Origin of the sequence: Streptomyces sp. 378 (genome assembly GCF_030124145.1) — a bacterium.
In the GTDB taxonomy this organism is placed as follows: Bacteria; Actinomycetota; Actinomycetes; order Streptomycetales; family Streptomycetaceae; genus Streptomyces.
Genome location: NZ_JASKMS010000021.1, coordinates 121,215 through 138,496 on the forward strand (window position 1 = coordinate 121,215; position 17,282 = coordinate 138,496).

Annotated in this window: 16 protein-coding genes and 1 pseudogene; 10 read left to right on the forward strand and 7 right to left on the reverse strand. The window is 72.3% G+C overall.

Features of this window, described 5'->3' with window-relative positions; translation table 11 throughout:
- Positions 1–111: 111 nt before the first annotated feature.
- From QNO09_RS26255 to QNO09_RS26275, 5 genes are all read left to right on the forward strand, one after another.
- Positions 112–1,122, forward strand: coding sequence for a Ppx/GppA family phosphatase (locus tag QNO09_RS26255; RefSeq protein ID WP_283972713.1), 1,011 nt, complete (start codon positions 112–114; stop codon positions 1,120–1,122).
- Positions 1,123–1,174: 52 nt separating this feature from the next.
- Positions 1,175–1,375, forward strand: a complete 201-nt coding sequence (locus QNO09_RS26260) for a hypothetical protein (RefSeq protein WP_283972714.1) — start codon at positions 1,175–1,177, stop codon at positions 1,373–1,375.
- A gap of 172 nt (positions 1,376–1,547) precedes the next feature.
- Positions 1,548–2,555 (forward strand): iron-containing redox enzyme family protein, encoded by a 1,008-nt coding sequence (locus QNO09_RS26265; protein ID WP_283972715.1) that lies wholly within the window; start codon positions 1,548–1,550, stop codon positions 2,553–2,555.
- Between the two features lie 21 nt (positions 2,556–2,576).
- A complete protein-coding gene (locus tag QNO09_RS26270) occupies positions 2,577–3,233 on the forward strand; it encodes a HemK2/MTQ2 family protein methyltransferase (RefSeq protein ID WP_283972716.1) in 657 nt (218 codons plus the stop codon).
- On the forward strand, positions 3,214–3,420 hold the full coding sequence (locus QNO09_RS26275; RefSeq protein WP_283972717.1) for a CDGSH iron-sulfur domain-containing protein: 207 nt from the start codon (positions 3,214–3,216) through the stop codon (positions 3,418–3,420). The genes QNO09_RS26270 and QNO09_RS26275 overlap by 20 nt, the downstream gene beginning before the upstream one ends.
- Before the next feature lie 164 nt (positions 3,421–3,584).
- Here QNO09_RS26275 and QNO09_RS26280 read toward each other — a convergent pair whose 3' ends face one another.
- Entirely contained in the window at positions 3,585–4,019 is a 435-nt protein-coding gene (locus QNO09_RS26280; RefSeq protein WP_283972718.1) for a protease inhibitor, read from the reverse strand.
- 313 nt (positions 4,020–4,332) lie between these two features.
- On the opposite strand from QNO09_RS26280, the pseudogene abmR reads away from it, so the two are divergent.
- The 3 genes and pseudogenes from abmR to QNO09_RS26295 form a co-directional block, all read left to right on the forward strand.
- Positions 4,333–4,697, forward strand: a pseudogene (gene abmR / locus QNO09_RS26285) (ATP-binding transcription factor AbmR); the annotation flags it as partial.
- 59 nt (positions 4,698–4,756) lie between these two features.
- The gene (locus QNO09_RS26290; protein ID WP_283972719.1) at positions 4,757–5,455 is read left to right on the forward strand and encodes an alpha/beta fold hydrolase; all 699 of its coding nucleotides are present in this window, start codon (positions 4,757–4,759) and stop codon (positions 5,453–5,455) included.
- A gap of 83 nt (positions 5,456–5,538) precedes the next feature.
- A complete protein-coding gene (locus QNO09_RS26295; protein ID WP_283972720.1) occupies positions 5,539–6,708 on the forward strand; it encodes a lactate 2-monooxygenase in 1,170 nt (389 codons plus the stop codon).
- A 57-nt stretch (positions 6,709–6,765) separates the two neighbouring features.
- On the opposite strand, the gene QNO09_RS26300 is transcribed toward QNO09_RS26295, so the two are convergent.
- The 3 genes from QNO09_RS26300 to QNO09_RS26310 form a co-directional block, all read right to left on the reverse strand.
- A complete protein-coding gene (locus tag QNO09_RS26300; RefSeq protein WP_283972721.1) occupies positions 6,766–8,385 on the reverse strand; it encodes an RICIN domain-containing protein in 1,620 nt (539 codons plus the stop codon).
- A 323-nt stretch (positions 8,386–8,708) separates the two neighbouring features.
- A complete protein-coding gene (locus QNO09_RS26305; RefSeq protein WP_283972722.1) occupies positions 8,709–9,086 on the reverse strand; it encodes a toxin Doc in 378 nt (125 codons plus the stop codon).
- A gap of 3 nt (positions 9,087–9,089) precedes the next feature.
- The gene (locus QNO09_RS26310) at positions 9,090–9,335 is read right to left on the reverse strand and encodes a hypothetical protein (protein WP_283972723.1); all 246 of its coding nucleotides are present in this window, start codon (positions 9,333–9,335) and stop codon (positions 9,090–9,092) included.
- A gap of 175 nt (positions 9,336–9,510) precedes the next feature.
- On the opposite strand from QNO09_RS26310, the gene QNO09_RS26315 reads away from it, so the two are divergent.
- Together QNO09_RS26315 and QNO09_RS26320 are read left to right on the forward strand one after the other, a co-directional pair.
- On the forward strand, positions 9,511–10,443 hold the full coding sequence (locus QNO09_RS26315) for a sigma-70 family RNA polymerase sigma factor (RefSeq protein WP_283972724.1): 933 nt from the start codon (positions 9,511–9,513) through the stop codon (positions 10,441–10,443).
- 124 nt (positions 10,444–10,567) lie between these two features.
- On the forward strand, positions 10,568–10,834 hold the full coding sequence (locus QNO09_RS26320) for a hypothetical protein (RefSeq protein ID WP_283972725.1): 267 nt from the start codon (positions 10,568–10,570) through the stop codon (positions 10,832–10,834).
- Here QNO09_RS26320 and QNO09_RS26325 read toward each other — a convergent pair.
- The 3 genes from QNO09_RS26325 to QNO09_RS26335 all read right to left on the reverse strand — a co-directional run bounded on the left by QNO09_RS26325 (position 10,794) and on the right by QNO09_RS26335 (position 17,154).
- Entirely contained in the window at positions 10,794–11,585 is a 792-nt protein-coding gene (locus QNO09_RS26325) for an alpha/beta fold hydrolase (RefSeq protein WP_283972726.1), read from the reverse strand. The genes QNO09_RS26320 and QNO09_RS26325 overlap by 41 nt on opposite strands.
- A 76-nt stretch (positions 11,586–11,661) precedes the next feature.
- Complete coding sequence (locus tag QNO09_RS26330) at positions 11,662–13,905, reverse strand: glycoside hydrolase family 9 protein (protein WP_283972727.1); 2,244 nt, start codon at positions 13,903–13,905, stop codon at positions 11,662–11,664.
- Between the two features lie 153 nt (positions 13,906–14,058).
- Positions 14,059–17,154 (reverse strand): glycoside hydrolase family 2 TIM barrel-domain containing protein, encoded by a 3,096-nt coding sequence (locus QNO09_RS26335; protein ID WP_283972728.1) that lies wholly within the window; start codon positions 17,152–17,154, stop codon positions 14,059–14,061.
- Positions 17,155–17,282 lie beyond the last annotated feature (128 nt).

Consider the following 17,282-nt stretch of genomic DNA (forward strand, 5'->3'; position numbering starts at 1 on the left):
CGGACATGCGACCGTCAGGAGCCGCGGCGGCCCCGCCGTCCGGTGGCGCGTCCTCGCCGGTGCGGAGCGTGCGGTCTGTTGACGGGCTCCGTATGTGGGTACCCACCGCCCATGCGAATCAGCGTGGTGGACGTGGGATCGAACACGGTCAGACTGGTGGTCGCGGACGCGGCGGGCGGAGTGCCGCTGCCCGTGCACACCGCCAAGTGGCGGCTCAGACTGTCCGAGCAGGTCACACCGGGGGGACCCATCCCGGAGCAGGCCGTGGGGCAACTCGTCGACGCGGTGGCCCAGGCGAGCAAAACCGCCGCCAAGTGGGGCGCGGCGGGCCCGCTGGCGTTCGCGACCGCCGTGGTGCGCAACGCGCCGAACCGGCACGAGGTGCTGCACACCGTCCGGGCCCGCACGGGCGTCGACCTGTGCACTCTGCCGGGCGAGGTCGAGGCCGAGCTGACGTTCCTCGGGGCCCGGCGCTGGATGGGCTGGCGCTCGGGCCCGCTCGCCCTGTTCGATGTCGGCGGCGGCACCCTCGAAGTCGCTTTCGGGCGCGGCCGACTGCCCGACTTCGTGGCGTCACTGCCGCTGGGTGCGCGGCGGCTGACGCACGAGTTCTTCGAGGACGGGGACCCGCCCTCGCCGGAGCGGGTGCGGGCCCTGCGCCGCAAGGTCCGCCATCAGCTGCGGGACGTCGCGGCACGCGTCCGCTGGGAGGGCCCGCGCACCGCGGTGGCCACCTCCCGCACCTTCCAGCAGCTGGGGCGGCTGTGCGGCGCGGCACCCGGGCGGCACGGCCCGTTCGTGGACCGGCAGATGCGCCGCTCGGACCTGCGGGCGGCGATCACGCAGCTGGCCGCCCTGCCCGCCGCCGAACGCGCGCATCTGCCCGGCATCTCCGCACCGCGCGCCGCGCAGAGCCTGGCGGGAGCGGTGGTCGGGCACACCGCGCTGAAGCTGACCGGGATCAAGGCCGTCACGGTCTGTCCCTGGGCGATCCGTGAGGGCGTGCTGTTGCGCCACATCGAGGACGGCCCCTCCTGGTGGGCGGAGGTCGTCCGCCGCAGCGAGGAGGCGGCCCCCGCGGACCCGGTGCCGCTGCGCATCGCCTCCTCCGCCACCAGCTGAACACCCACCCCGCCATGAGCGGGGACGTACCGAACGCAGGAAGGAGACCGCCGTGTCCGAGCACAAGGATCACGACCGGGACGAGGACCAGCACACCACGCCGCCCGCGACGGCGCTCGAAGAGGTGCTGCGGGAGGTCGAGGAGGCCGAGACCCGCACCCGGGACTCCGCCGACGAACGCCGCCACCGGGGCGAGGCCGGCGACGCCACCACCCCCAACACTCGAGCGCAGGAGCAGTCCCAGGGCGACTGAGCGACTGAGGGGGCCGGTCCCGGCCGCCGTGCGCAACGGACACCGCGCGGGAGGTCCCGCACCCCGTCGGGCGCGCTCGCGCATCAGGCCCGGGCCACCGGAGGCGGCCCGGGCGGCTGTGCCCGCACGACGGGGCGGGTGACCTTCGCCGCCGGGCGGGTACCCGGCGCGCATGGAGCACGAAGGACCACGACTGCCCACCCCGCGCGGCCCGCTGAGCAGGGGTGTGGACGCCCATCTGCGGGGCGCGGGCCGGCTGCCCCGCCCGGAGGACGTCGCCCGGGCCGAGGTGTACGGCGACGACCTCCAGCTCGCGCTGTACCTCTGCTACGAGCTGCACTACCGCGGCTTCGCGGACGTACCCCCCGAGCGCGAGTGGGACCCCGACCTGCTGCGCGTCCGCGCGGCCATGGAACACCGCTTCCTGTCGGCGCTGCGCACCGACGCACACGTCCACGACACCGTGGACGAGGCACTGGCCGACCTGCTGGTCGAGCCCGTCGACGGCACCGGCGTCAGCCATTTCCTGCGCGACGAGGGCGAACTGTGGCAGCTGCGCGAGTACGCGGCACAGCGCTCCCTGTACCACCTCAAGGAGGCGGACCCGCACGCCTGGGTGCTGCCGCGGCTGTACGGCCGGGCGAAGGCGGGGATGGCGGCGGTGGAGTTCGACGAGTGGGGCGGCGGCCGCGCGGACCGCGTGCACGCTGCCCTGTTCGCCGACCTGATGACGGACCTGGGCCTGGACACCACGTACGGCCGCTATCTCGACGCCTCGTCCGCCGAGGCCCTGACGACGGTGAACATGATGTCCCTCTTCGGGTTGCACCGGGCCCTCCGGGGCGCCCTGGTCGGTCACTTCGCGACGGTGGAGATCACCTCGTCACCGGGTTCGCGGCGGCTCGCCGAGGCGATGCGCCGCACGGGCGCCGGCCCCGCCGCCGAGCACTTCTACGACGAGCACGTCGAGGCGGACGCCGTCCACGAGCAGGTGGTGCGTCACGACGTCATCGGCGGGCTCCTGGAAGAGGAGCCGCATCTCGCCGCGGACGTCGCCTTCGGCATCGACGCCACCGAATTCGTCGAGGAACGCTTCGGCACCCGGCTGCTCGCGGACTGGCGTGCGTCACGTTCGTCACTGCGTGAACCGCTGGCTCGGGAAGCTACTCATATCTCCTGATGGCCGGGGTACCCGGCGTCTGTGATTGCACTGGTACCCCCGGGCGTGTACGCCCCGCAGGAAGACACCGAGCTGCTGGCCGGTGCCCTGTCAGACGAGCCGTTGCCCCCTGGCGCGGAGGTCCTCGACGTGGGCACCGGCAGTGGAGCCCTGGCGCTGGAGGCCGCGCGCCGGGGCAGCCGGGTGACCGCTGTGGACGTGTCCTGGAGCGCCGTATGGGCCGCCCGGGTCAATGCCCGGCTGGCGGGGCTCCCGGTCCGCATCCGGCACGGGAATCTCTTCGACCCCGTACGCGGGAGGACCTTCGATCTGATCCTCGCCAATCCGCCGTACGTGCCGGCGCCGGACGGTCATCGCAGGCCACCGCGGGGCGCGGCCCGGGCCTGGGACGCCGGCGACGACGGACGCCTGGTCGTCGACCGGATCTGCCGTGAGGCGCCCGGCCTGCTGCGCCCGGGCGGAGTGCTGCTGCTCGTGCAGTCGGCGCTCAGCGGCCCGGACGTGACCGTCGAACAGTTGCGCGCCGCCGGTCTGAAGGCCGCGGTGACCCGTCGGCACCGGATCGAGTTCGGGCCGGTGCTGCGCGGCCGGGAACGCTGGCTGCGGGAGCGGGGGCTGCTGCCCGCCGCCGACGACAAGGAAGAGCTGGTGGTCGTCCGTGCCGAACTCCCCGTCTGACCGGTCGGCGGCGGCGCGTCGCGTCGCCGTCCAGCGCAAGGGCCCGCTGCTGCTGGAGGGCCCGGTGGAGGTGGAGCTGGAGGACGGCTCCGTGGTCACCTCCGACCGCTTCCGCGTGGCCCTGTGCACGTGCCGCCGCAGTCGCCGCTACCCGTGGTGCGACACCAGTCATCGCGACCGGGCATGAGGCCCCGGGCGTAGCGAAACCCAGGAGCCGGCGGGCGGCCCCACTCCGCCCGCCGGCTCCCTTGCGCGAGATCGCGCGTTCCCGTGACAACGACCCGGCTCCCCAGCCACGGCCCGCTGCGCTTCACGGACTCAGCGCGATCCCGGTCTGTGGGCCCGGCCCTCTCAGAAGGAGAAGACGCCGGTGCCGTAGGCGTTCTTCATGCAGTCGTTGGAAAAGGTGCGCTCATAGGAGACGCGCTGGCCCTGCCAGACTCCGTCGACGGTGACGACCACCGGGTCGTACTGCTTGGTGCACATCACGCCCTCCTTCGCCTTCAGGGCGTCGAAGTCCCCGCCGACGCCGCGCAGTTCCGCGCAGGCCGGGCCGGCCGCCGGGTGCGTGCCGGCGGGCGTCGGGGCACAGGTCAACGTGACCGCGCGTTCCGGAGTCGCTGTGTTCGCGCTCTCACCGTGGCCCACCGTGAGGACGAGGGCCGACGGGGCGTAGAGCGCGGTGGGGGCCTGACCCGGGGCGGCGAGTGCGGCCCCGGAGAGAGGGCCGCAGACGGCGGTGGCCGTCAGGCCGAGGGTCATGGCCCAGCGCGCGGTGTTCCGCATTGTGTGCATCCTTCCGCATTGATTACAGGGTGCGCCGGCCCGTGCTCGATCGGTGCCCGGAGCGGCGAGCGCGAGTCTGCCGAGTCCGCCGCGGAAACACACATCGACCCCACGGGTTTCAGTAACATTGCGTATTGAATCAGTGGCGGGAAGTTACGGAATCCGCCTGGCCGAAGCCCGTAACTGGGCGGTCGTCGGGGGTACGAAGCGGCCAGATGGCCGAATTCCAGGTGTCCGTTAATCGGCCTGAAACATTCCGATTTTGCTCTCGGCCGACCACTTGGTGACCCCTTGTGTTCATGGCTCGGTCGGGCGGGAGTTCCGGGAGCGCACCCGGGAGGATCGGATGGCCGTGGCCCGGGAAGCCGAGCAGCGGTTCGGCAGGAAGGTGTCCTGGGGCGTGGAGTGCGCAGGCGTCGGACGCTCTTCACACACGTGGCCCGCGCCGGTCATGACGCGGCTGCGTCAATCGGAGCGCCAGGTCCTCGACACCCCGACCACGGGCGGCGCGCCCGCAGCCGCAGCGACGCGCCGGCCCGGTGCGTGCGCCTGGTGCAACGCCACACGGACGACTGGCTCGCGGAGTCGCGCGACTCGCTCGAACACGTGCGGCGCGTCAGGGCCCGGGGTCCGGACGCCGAGCCGGACCTCACACCGCCCACGGACGGCCGGGAGTGACCATCGCACGGACCCGGATGCGGGGGGGCGTTGTCAGACCCCTCGGCTACGCTGCCCGCATGACGAACTTCGTACTGGTGGCAGGGGCATGGCTCGGGGCGTGGGCCTGGGACGAGGTGGCCGCGGAGCTGCGCACCGCCGGGCACGACGTCCACGCGCTGACGCTGTCGGGCCTCGCCGAGAAGCGCGGCACACAGCCGGCCGGGCAGCAGACGCATGTCCGGGACATCGTCGAGGAGGTGGAGCGCCTCGGCCCGCGGGACGTCGTCCTGGTCGGGCACAGCTACGCGGGCATCCCGGTCGGGCAGGCCGCCGAGCGGATCGGCGACCGGCTGCGACGGGTGGTGTTCGTCGACGCGAACGTGCCGGTGGACGGGGAGTCGTTCCTGTCGGGCTGGCCGAGCGGACACGTCCGGCAGGCCATCGCCGACCACTCCGGGTACTGGCCACCGCTCGGCCCGGAGGACTGCGCCGGGCAGGGGCTGACGGATGAGCAGATCGCCCGCATGGTGGACGGCGCGACCCCGCACCCCGGTGTCACGCTGACCGAACCGGCCGTCCTCGGCCGTCCCCTCGGCGAACTCCCGGCGACGTATGTGAAATGTCTCCTCGACGGGGACGAGCCGATGCCGGCGGTGGCCGCACTCCTGGAGAGCGACTCGTGGGAGCTGGTGGAGCTGGACACCGGGCACTGGCCGATGTTCTCGCAGCCACGCGCACTGGCCCGCCTGCTGCACACGGCGGCGGACCGTCCCTGATCCGCCCCCCGCGCATACCGCTCGGTATCGTCGCCCGTACGGCACGGTCTCGACGAGGAGACGACGAGAGGCGGGGCGTTACGGTGGGCAAGCACTGGGCGGACTTCCAGTACGAGATCTATCTGAACGGGATGACGGGTGCCGTACCGCGGCTGCCCACCGATCTGACCCGGCTGGAGGAGCTGACCGAGCGGCGGCTCGGGCCCGGCCCGGTCGGCTATGTGGCGGGCAGCGCGGGCAACGGCAGTACGGCCCGGGCCAACCGGGCGGCCCTGGAGCGCCGCAGGATCGTGCCCCGCATGCTGCGGGACGTGCACGAGCGGGATCTCTCGGTCGAGGTGCTGGGCCGTGCCCTGTCCGCCCCGGTCGCGCTGGCCCCGGTGGGGGTGCTGTCGATCATGCACCCGGACGCCGAGTCCGCCGCCGCCCGGGCCGCCGCCGCGCAGGGCGTGCCCTACATCCTGTCGTCGGCGTCCAGCACTCCCCTGGAGCAGGTCGCCGAGACGATGGGCGACGCCGAGCGCTGGTTCCAGCTGTACTGGCCGAAGGACCCGGAGGTGGCCCGCAGCTTCCTGCACCGGGCGAAGGTGGCCGGGTTCAGCGTGCTGGTCGTCACCCTGGACACGCCGCTGCTGTCCTGGCGCCCGCGCGACCTCGACCAGGCGTACCTGCCGTTCCTGCACGGTGTCGGCACCGCCAACTACTTCTCGGACCCGGCCTTCCAGGCCGGTCTGGCCAAGCCGGTGCACGAGGACCCGAACGCGGCCGTGATGCACTTCGTCGGCATGTTCTCCGACCCGGCCAAGAGCTGGCCCGACCTCGCGTTCCTGAGGGAGAACTGGGACGGCCCGATCGTCCTCAAAGGCGTCCTGCACCCGGACGACGCCCGCCTGGCCGCCGACGCCGGGATGGACGGCGTGGTCGTCTCCAACCACGGCGGCCGCCAGGTGGCCGGGGCCGTCGCGGCGGCCGACGCGCTCCCCCGCGTGGCCGAGGCGGCCGGTGACCGGCTCACCGTCCTGTTCGACAGCGGCATCCGCACCGGCGACGACATCTTCAAGGCCCTGGCCCTCGGCGCCCGCGCGGTCCTCGTCGGCCGCCCGTACGTCTACGGCCTCGGCCTGGACGGCCGGTCCGGCGTCGAGCACGTCATCCGCTGCCTGCTCGCCGAACTCGACCTGACGCTCGCCCTGTCGGGCCATGCGACACCGAGCACGATCGGCCCGGCCGACCTCGTCGAGGCCCCGTTCTGACGTCGGGGCCGCACGGCGTGCGCGCCGCGCGGCCCCGCTCGACTCCGGGACCCGTCGTCACGCCGTCCGGCCGTCGGACAGCGTCACACGGCGGGCCGCCGGGTCGTCCTGCTCCTCGATCGACAGCGAATCCGACGCCGTCGGCAGGGGATCCGGCTGCCAGCGCTGGATACCGGCGGTGCGGTCGCGGACCTTGACGACGATGTCGGCGTCCGGATCGTCGTCAGCCGGGGCGATGGCGAGCTGCTCGTCCCAGCGGGGCAGCAACTCCCCCTGCACGGTGAGGTCGTAGCGCACGTCGTCACCCCGTTCGGCATCCTCGTCGGCACAGGTACCGAGCACGACGACGCCGGCGTCCTTGTGCGAGTCCAGGCACAGCCCGGGATCGGCGACGCTGCGCAACAGCCCGTCGTCCTCGTAGGTCCACTGCTGGGTCCACACCGTCGAGCACTGCGCCAGCTTCGCGCCCGAGCCCTCCTTCGGCAGGCCCCGGATGTCGAGGCACAGGTCGGCACCCGCGTTGCGCAGCCGTGTCACCCCCTGTGCCGCGGGAAGTCCCGCGGTACCGGGTGGTGCCGACGCGGAGCCCCCGCCGCCGGCGGCGCTGCCGGAGCCTGCCGGGTCGGCCTCTCCCCCGTCGTAGGAGGACGCGCTGATGATGAGCACCGTCACCAGCACCGCGGCCGAAAGCGCGCCGATGCCCGAGAGCAGCGCCCGTGAGGAGCGCAGCGTCTGCGGAACCCGGACGGGCACGGGAAGCCGGGACAGCAGCCCGTGCCGTCCGCCGTCACGCCGTCCGCCACCTCGCCGGCCCGAGCGTGCGCCCCGCGTGCCGTGCGACGCCCGTCCCGGGCGTGAGTCGAGGTAGCGGCGGGCGCCCCAGCCGAGCACCGCCTCGGCGATCAGCGGCCCCAGCGAGCCCTCGAAATGGCTCAGTTGCTCTGCCGCGTGCCGGCAGTAGCGGCACTCCGCCAGATGCTGCTCGACGTCGGGCAGCAGGGCACCGCCCCGGCGTATCGGGACATCCAGGAGGCGGTTGTAGAACCGGCAGTCGTGGGTCGGTGCGAGTTCGCGATGGGCGAGGACACAACCTTCACGGAATGCGGCACGCGCCTGTTCGAGAGCCGCCGAAGCGAGGTCGGTGTCCATGCCCAGCAGCCCGGCGGGGACGCTTATCGGCTCCGCCTCGACCTCGACATGCCAGAGCAAACAGCGTGAGGCGGCGGGAAGTGCCTGGAATGCCCGCTCCGCGAGGGTGCGATTTTCCGGGGTCATGGACGTCGCCGCGCGCAGCCCGCGTCCTCCGGCCGGTTTCTGCAACGCGGGCAGAACGGCTGATATTCGATCGTCGCCGGACCACTCGCGGATCGTGTCGCGCACGGTCACCAGAAGGGCCGGGCGCAGCGCGACGGCCGACTCGCCGAAGGCGAGTCGGTTGAGGGTCCGGTGCAGGGCGGTCCCGGTCACCATGGCGGCGACCTGCTCCGACGAGGCGAGACAGATGACCGCGTAGTCGTGCGCCGGCTCGTAGTGCCGCGCCATCAGCAGCGCGACGGAATGGGCGGCTACCCCACCCTCCGGGCTGCCTCTCAGTGGGGCGGCGAGTGATTCATCCGATTCCCCGGGATCCCCGCCGGGCGGGGGATACGGAGGACGAGGGGGGTGGGGGGTGGGCACTGAGATGGTTCCTTCCCACGCATGTGAGACACACAGAAGTCCTGCCGCCGAAAAGGGAGGCCCGGTTGGTGCGCACCTTTTAGGCGTGGCGCGGGAGGTGCGAATTCACCGACGACACATCGGACGTGGTCCACAAATCACGCGCGACATCCGGCCATTCCCCCCGCACGCGCGTTTCACTCTTGCACAACCCCCACACGGCCAACAAGGCGCCCGGACCACATCCCCGCCATTGACAGAAAGTCAGAAACGGGGGAACGGATGTGCCTGACTCGCGCCCGTTTTCGACATTTCCCTGCGGCCCTTGTGAATCGGGCGGGCCCTCAGATCTGCCAGGAGCGCAGCCGGTCCGCCGCGCCGTAGACGTCGGTGGTGCCGGACAGGAGGTCGCGGGCCAGGTCGACGAGAGCGCCGTAGGGCGGGTCGATGCCGACACCGCTGACGAACATGTACGCCACCGCGGTCGCGCAGGCGAAGCGGGCGTTGGCCGCTGGCAGCGGCCGGAGCACGGTGATGGTGTGCAGCAGCGCGGCGGCCCGCCAGGCCGGGTCGGAGTTCACCCCGAGGCGCGGCGGGTCGACGCGGTGCCGGGCGACGGCGGCGACCAGCGCGGAGAAGTCGTTGACGGTGGGCTGGTCCGGCAGGACCTCCTCGTGGCGCTGAAGCAGCCAAGGCACGTCGATATGGATCACGGGTGCCATGGGTCAGGCGGCCCGCCCTTCGCCCTTGGCGGGCCGTTCGTCGTCGGGGAACGCGGCGGCGAACTCGTCGGCGTGGGTGGCGAAGAACCGGCGGAAGGCCTCGGCGCCCTCCTGAAGCGCCCGGTGACGGGCTATGTCGGCCGCGGCCGCCTCCCGGACGAGGGCCTTCATGGACGTACCGCGCTCCTTGGCGATCTGCCGCAGGTCCTCAAGTTCGCGGTCGCTGAACTCGACGTTGAGAGCTGGCATGCCTTTACCGTACCGCTCGGGTACTTACTCGTAAATATCCCCAGGTCAGATAGGCATCCAAGAGGTACCGACGAGGTGGCAGGCGTGAGATGTGGGTCACATCGGGCCGCGCGATGTCACATTGCGATGCCCTGCCCACCTCTCAGTGGTGAGCGCGCCCGAGGGAGGCCCACGCATGACCGAGATCTCCGGACCCGGCACCGACGCCCCGCTCCACGCGGCGACCGGGGTGTTCGTCGACCACCGCGAGCTGCTGTTCGGCGTCGTCTACAACATGCTCGGCGGTGTCGCCGACACCGAGGACGTCCTGCAGGAGACCTGGCTGTCCTGGACGGCCCGCGGCGGGGGCGCCCCCCTGGCCGGCGTCGACAACCCGCGCGCCTACCTCGTGCGGGTCGCGGTCAACCACGCGCTGCGCCGCCGTGCCGTGATCAGCCGCCGGCAGGAGACGTACGTCGGCCCGTGGCTGCCCGAGCCGCTGGTCTCCGCGGAGGACACCGAGACGGCCGAGACCCCGGTGCTGCGTTCCGAGTCGGTGTCGCTGGCGATGCTCGTGGTCCTGGAATCGCTGACACCGCTGGAACGGGCCGTGTTCGTGCTGGGTGAGGTGTTCGGCTATCCCCATGCCGAGATCGCGGAGATCATCGACCGCTCCCCCGCCGCCGTACGGCAGTTGGCGCACCGGGCCCGGGAGCATGTGCACGCGCGGCGGCCACGGTACGAGGCGCACCCGCGGGTGCGGCGGGAGGCGACCGAGCGGTTCGTGCGGGCGGCGCTCGGCGGGGACATCGCGGCGCTGATGGAGGTGCTCGCGCCGGACGTCACGGCGTGGACGGACGCCGGTGGCAAGCGCCGGCGGGCCGGCCTGCGCCCGGTGCACGGCCGGGACAAGGTGGCCCGGCTGCTCACGTCCGGCCGGGGCGGCCCGGACCACCCCGTCTGGCGCTACCGGCGGGTGAACGGCGACGACGCGGCGGTCCTGTTCGACGGTGACGCGCCGTTCGCCGTCCTGGTCCTGGACCTCACGCCGGAGGGCGACCGGGTGCGGGGCATCTACGTCGTGGCCAATCCGGACAAGCTGGCCCATCTGCCCGGGGCGGCGGCGTGAGCACCGGGTGGCGAACGCCCGGCCGACTGGTTCGACGGGCGGCTCGGCACCCGCACGCTCGCCCGGTACTGCCGACGGGCGGCGGCGACGTCGTGGCGGCCCGCTTCCATCTCTCGGTCGCACGGTGCCGTGGGCGGTACCCGTCGGGATGTTCGTCGTCCCGGCGGCCGCCTTCGCCGTCACCCGACGAATCCGCCTGGGACTGCGGTCGATCAAGCGGCTGCCGTACGGCGAGTGCGTCGAGGTGCACCAGCCGCTCGGCCGGGCCCGGCTGCACACCCCGACCGCCCATGAGCGGCTCGGGGAACCCGTCGGCCACGAACCGCGGCGCCGGGCGGTCGCGGGCCCGGTCAGGAGTGGGCGCGGCAGAACTCCCGGACGGTCCGGTTGAACGGCTCCGGCGCCTCGACGTTGGTGAGGTGCCCGGCGCCGGGCAGCACGACCAGTGTGGCCCTCGGGATCGCTTCGAGGAACTGGTGGGCGACCGGCTCCACGGGCGAGCGCGCGTCGAGCTCGCCCCACAGCAGGAGCGTCGGGACCTCGATCTTCGGCAGCAGGTCCCGCTGGTCGGCCCCGGCCATGGCGGTGAGCTGGGTCCGCATGCTCCGGGCACGGGTGTCGGCCGACATCACGGACAGCAGGCGTACGGCTTCGGCGGGTGGCTGCCGGGCGAACAGGCCCGGCATGGTCGGTGCGAACGCCTCCGCCGGGACCGCGAGCATCCGCTCCGCACCCTCGACCCGGGACCGCACCTCCGCCGCGGGCAGTGAGCCCTTCCACCCCGCGTAGGTGTCGACGAGCAGCAGCGTCCTCACGAGCGCGGGGTGGTTCCGGTAGAGCTCCAGCACGACGGTTCCGCCCCAGGACAGGCCGAGGACATGGGCCGGGCCGAGGTCCACGTCCTCGATGACGGCCGCCAGACAGCGGGCGTAGTCGGCCAGGGTGAACGAGGGCGGTACGTCGCGGGAGCGGCCGGCGCCGGGTTCGTCCCAGGCGACGACGGTGAACTCGTCGGCCAGGTCCTCGATCTGGCCGCCGAACAGCCGGGCGTCCGTCGTGGCGCCGTGCGCGAGCACGAGGGGCGGGCCCTGGCCCGCCCGGTCGTACGCGACCTCGATGCCGTCGACCCGCACCGCTGGCATGACACCAGGCTACGCGCGGGTGCCGGGGGCGTCCTGTCGGCCGACTCCCCCGGCACCCGGCATCATGGTCCGGTCCCTATGCCTGGTCCGCCACGAAGGAGGCCATGCGGACCAGGGCGGCGTTCCAGTTGATCGTGTGCTCGTTGGTCGACCAGGACTGGATGTCGTCGATGTAGCAGAACTGACCGACACATCCCTGGAGTTTGCTCTGTGCGTAGGGGTCCTGGATGCTCGAGTTCGGCCCGCCCGCGAGGGTGCCCTTCGGCGGGGCGGGCTGGTTCGGGTCGAGCTGGCGGGCGTACCAGCGGCTGTGCTGGTTCTGGGCGCTGACCTCTCCGTAGCCCGTGACGTAGGAGATGTTCAGCGCGTTGCGGCCCAGGACGTAGTCCATGCTCTGCAGCGCCCCGTCACGGTACTTCGAGGCGCCGGTGATGTCGTACGCGGTGGCGAGGACGACCGCGTTGTTGAGGACCTGGTGGCTGGAGCCCCAGTCGTACGTGTTGCCGTCCGGGGCGTACGGCATGCCGTAGGGGTGTGCCTTCAGCGTGGCCAGGTAGCGGTCGGCGCCCTTGATCACGGACTGGCGCACCGTGTCCCGGCCCGGGAGTCTGCTGGGCACCGTGGCGAGGTCGAGCCGGCCGGCCGCCCCGGTGCGGGCCCAGTCGAAGCCGATCGGCTTGAAGAGGTCGGCCGTGTGGACCGGGGACTTCAGGATGTACTCCTCGAACTGCCTCTCCCGTGTGGACAGGTAGAGCTCGGCCGCCGCCCAGTAGAAGTCGTCGCTGACGTCGCTGTCGGCGTAGGCACCGCCGCCGATGCCGTCGCTCTCGGAGGCGAGGCGGTCGGGGTGGGCGAGCGCCGCCGACCAGGCCTTGCGGGCCGCCGCCAGCGCCTTGGCGGCGAACGGCTTGTCGTAGGAGCGATAGAGGCGGGCCGCCTGCGCGGCCGTGGCCGCCAGGTTCAGGGTGGCCGCCGTGGAGGGCGGGTGCAGTTCGCGCTTCTGCGGGTCGTCATGGGGCATCAGCGGCAGGCCGGTCCACTGCTCGTCGTGCATCTTGTGGTGGGCCATGCCTGCCAGCGGCTTGCCGTCGGGGACCTGCATCTTCAGCAGGAAGTCCAGCTCCCAGCGGGCCTCGTCGAGGATGTCCGGGACCTTGTTGCCGCTCTCCGGGATGGCGAGCGTGCCGTCCTTGAGCTTGTCCGTCTGCCCGGTGCGGGCGTGCCGGGCGCGTTCGTAGGTGCTCAGCAGCTCCCAGGTGGAGATGCCGCCGTTGACGACGTACTTGCCGTGGTCGCCGGCGTCGTACCAGCCGCCGCTGACGTCGAGGGTGTAGTCGCAGACACCCGGCTGACACGGCACGTCGGTGTCGCCCTTGTTGGGGGCCACGCCCAGGTGACCGGCCGGGCGGCCGTAGCCGGGCCGCAGGTCGTCGCGTATCGCGAGGCCGCTGCGCTGGGTGTAGTAGTACTTCGCCGAGTCCAGCCGGAGCCGCTCGTAGGCCCTCGCGCCGATGTCGAACGGACGGCTGGTCTCGCCGTCGGCGACGAGGGTGAAGCCGGTGCCCTTCCTGTGGTAGGCGCCGAAGTCGATCGAGTGGACGTTCTGCCCGGAGGAGGCGTCGACGCCGCGCGGCAGGGTCGTGCCCCGGGCGACGACCGTCCCGCCGGAGTTCTTGAGCTGCCAGGGCAGCTTCGCCGTGGCGTCGGTGACCAGGGTGGCGTTCTTCGGGCCGGACGGCAGGTAGCCGACCTGGTTGACGCGGACCCGGGGCCCGGTGTCGGGCTCGTACGGTTCCGGCGTCACGCCACCGAGCAGCGAGACGTCGTCCATGCAGAAGCGCCAGGCGTCCGCGCTGCCGCCGAGTTGGAAGCCGACCTGGGCCTGCGCGGTGTCGACGGGCGAGGTGAACGTGTACGAGTAGGTGTCACCGGAGACGCTGAGCTGCGGTGACACCTCGTGGTAGGTGTCGTACGGCGACACCGACAGGCCCACGATCGCCCGCACCACGTGCCCGGCGGGTGTCCCGGTCGCACTGAACGAGAAGCGGTACGACTCCCCCTTCACGAGGGTGATGTCGTTCTGCCCGACGGCGGCGTCCCAGCGGTTGGCGGTGCCGCCGGGGACGTCGGCGCAGAGCCGGCCCTCGGACAGGCCCGCGGTGACGTTGCTGGTCGTCCACCAGGGATCGGTGACCGTGTCGAAGGTGCCGTTCCTGACCTGCTCGACCTCGTCGGCCCCGGCCGGCGAGGAGGGCAGCGCGGTGAGCGCGGTCGCCAGCAGGGCCGTCAGGGACAGCAGGGCGGTTCTCCGTCGTTTCACGTCTGGGCTCCTCCGGGAGGTGCGGGTGGCGCTCGGCGTGGGAGCGCTCCCAGATGCGGACGCAAGCCATGGTTGTTGCTGATGTGACGCGCCGTCAACGGTCCGGACAGGACTGGCTGTTCGCCACCCGTCCGGACCGTGGCGCCCGGGGAGTCAGGCGGCCGGGGTGTCCAGCCGGGTGATGCGGATCGCGCCCCGGGGCTCGCCGGGATGGCGGCTCGTGAGGGTGAGCCGGATCCGGGAGCCTCGTACGGCCTCGAAGGTGATCACGGTGGGAGTGTCGGAGGCGGTGGCCCAGCCGGTCTCGGTGTTCCGCGCGTCCTGCCAGGCGCGGCCGTCCCACACCTGCACGCCGACCGCCGCGGGCAGGCTGTGCGTGGCGTCCACGGTGAAGGAGACGTCCACCCGGTCGAAGCGGCGGGTGCGCCCGTGGTCGACCGAGACCCAGTCCTCGGCCCGTGCCCCGTCGAAGGCGGGCAGCAGGGCCGTGGCCTGCTTGAAGAAGCCGTTGGACCAGCCGGTGGCCGGGTCTGTGTCGAGCATGGCGGCGGGCAGGGTGTCCGGGCGTCCGGAGTAACTGGCGTCCGCGTGCGGGAAGCCGACGGGGGTCGGGTGCTCGGGCTCGAAGGCGGCCGGGGCCGTCTCGGCCCGGTCCCGCGCCCGGGTGGCGCGTACGGTCGCCGTGCCCGCGCGCAGACCGTCGGCACGGGCGGTCACCTTCACCGCGCCCGGCGAGGTGCCGGACCGGACGATGGCGAGGGCCTTGCCGTGGAAGGCCGTCCGGGTGCTCGCCCGGTACCGCTCGGCGCTCTCCTGGCGGCCGTTGTCGAGCCCCGCGAGGGAGCCGTTCGCCACCTCGAAGGAGAGCAGGTGCTCGGCGTCGGGCACCACCACACCGCGCCGGTCGACGACCTCGGCGGTCACGAAGACCAGGGACCGGCCGTCCGCGGCGACGGCCTTGCGGTCCGCGGTCAGGCGTATCGCGTGCGGGGCACCGGCGGTGCGCAGCACATCGGTGGCGACCACCTTGCCGTCCCGCCGTGCGACGGCCTTCAGCTCGCCCGGCGCGTAGGGCACCTTCCAGGTCAGGTGGAGCTTGCCGGCGCTGCCGTTCGGGCTGGTGTAACTGCCGGGGTACGGGCCGCCGGTGAAGGTCTTGTCGTCGCCGGTCGCCTCGGTCGTCTCCAGGTACACCCGGCCGTCGAGGGTCTTCTTGGTGTCGAAGCGCCGTACGCCCAGGGACTTCCCGTTGAGGTACAGCTCGACGGTGTCGACGTTCGCGTACGCCCAGACCTCGACCGTGTCGCCCTTCGCGTGGTTCCAGCTCATCGGCAGCAGATGGACCATCGGCTCGCCGGTCCACTGGCTCCGGAAGAGGTAGTACATGTCCTTCGGGAAGCCCGCGGTGTCGACCGCGCCGAAGAAGGACGCCTTGACCGGGAAGACGTCGTACGGCGTGGGCTCGCCGAGGTAGTCGATGCCCGACCAGAGGAACTGCCCGGCGAACCACTTCCGGTCCCGGTCCTTCTTGTGGCCGTACTCGCCGCTCATGGTCCAGGAGGCGAGGTTGTTGTCGTACGAGGAGGTCGCGCGTTTGCCGGGCGTGTGGTTCTCGCCGGTGTTGAGGTGTTCCGGTTCCTGGTAGGCGCCGCGGGTGGAGGTCTCCGAGGAGGACTCGGACTCGAAGAGGAACAGGTGCGGGTAGGCCGCGTGCAGCTGGTCCACCGACTTGGCGGTGTTGTAGTTGAGGCCGAGGCCGTCGAGCTTGGCCAGCATCAGGTCGGCCGCGGAGCCCTTGGCGGGGAGGCGGCGGTACTTGTCGGAGCCGATGACCAGCGGGCGGGTGTCGTCCGCCGCCCTGATCGCGGCGATGACCCGGTCGGCCATGGCGAGGCCGGCGGTGGAGGTGGAGTCGGGCACCTCGTTGCCGATGGACCACATCAGCACGGCGGGCGAGTTGCGGGCCGCCAGCACCATCTCGGTGGCGTCCTTCTCGCCCCACTCGTCGAAGAAACGGCCGTAGTCGTACCGGTTCTTTCCGGTGCGCCAGCAGTCGAAGGCCTCCACCAGCATGACGACGCCCAGCTCCTCGCAGACCTGGATCACCTCGGGCGCCGGCGGGTTGTGGGCGGTGCGCAGGGCGTTGACGCCCATGGACACCATGATCTCCATCTGGCGGCGGACCGCGTCGACGCTGACGGCGGCGCCGAGCGCGCCCAGGTCGTGGTGGAGGTCGACGCCCCTGATCTTGTGGTGGGTGCCGTTGAGGAAGAAGCCCTCGTCGGGGTCGAAGCGGAAGGTGCGGACGCCGAAGACCGTGCGGTAGGTGTCGGTGGTTCTGCCGCCGACGCGCAGGTCGGTGTGCAGGGTGTAGCGGTGCGGGGCCGCGATGTCCCACAACTCGGGCCGCCGGACGGTGAGCTCGTGGGTCTCGGTCCGCTCGCCGGTGACGGCGACGGTGGAGGAGGTACGGGCGACGGTCCGGCCCTTGCGGTCGACGATCCGGGAGACGATCTCGACGTCCGCGCCCTCGCCCGACGCGTCGACGACCGAGGTGGCCACCCGTACGACGGCCCGCTGGGCGGAGACCTCGGGCGTGGTGACGCGGGTGCCCCAGCGGGCCACGTGCACCGGCTCGGTGATCACCAGCCGGGCCTCGCGGTAGATGCCGCTGCCCGAGTACCAGCGGCTGCTGGGGAGCCGGTTGTGGACCTTGACCGCGAGCACGTTCTCGGTGGTGCCGTCGGTGTGCACCAGGTCGGTGAGGTCGAGGGCGAAGCCGGTGTAGCCGTAGGGGTGGCGGCCGGCCTCCTTGCCGTTGCAGTAGACGGAGGAGTCCATGTAGACACCGTCGAACTCGACCGAGATCCGCTTGCCGGCGAGTGCGGGCGGCAGGGTGAAGGCGAGGCGGTACCAGCCGAGGCCGCCCGGGAGGAAGCCGGTGCCGCTGGTGGTGCCGTGCTCGGTGGTGGGGGCCTGCTCGATGCTCCAGTCGTGCGGGACGGCGATCTCGCGCCAACCGGAGTCGTCGTGTCCGGGAAGGTGGGCGTCGGCGTAGGCGCCGGTCGGGTCGGTGATCCCGCCCGGATTCACCAGCGCGAAGCGCCACCCGTCGCGCAGCGCGACGACGCGGCGGCCGGACGCTCCGCGCGCCTCCTCGGCGGCCCATGCCTCCGGGGCGCCGAGCAGCGCTCCGGCCGCGGGCGCGGCCGCGGAGGCGAGTAAGACCGATCTGCGCGTGACCGACATGGCGGCTCTCCCTCATCAGGGCCCAGAAGTACTCACAACTCATCGTGAACAAACAGATTCTGTCGAGGTGTCACACCGGCCCGTCAAGGGTGCGGGAGCGTTCTTCTGCTCCGGATGCCACGTCGGCC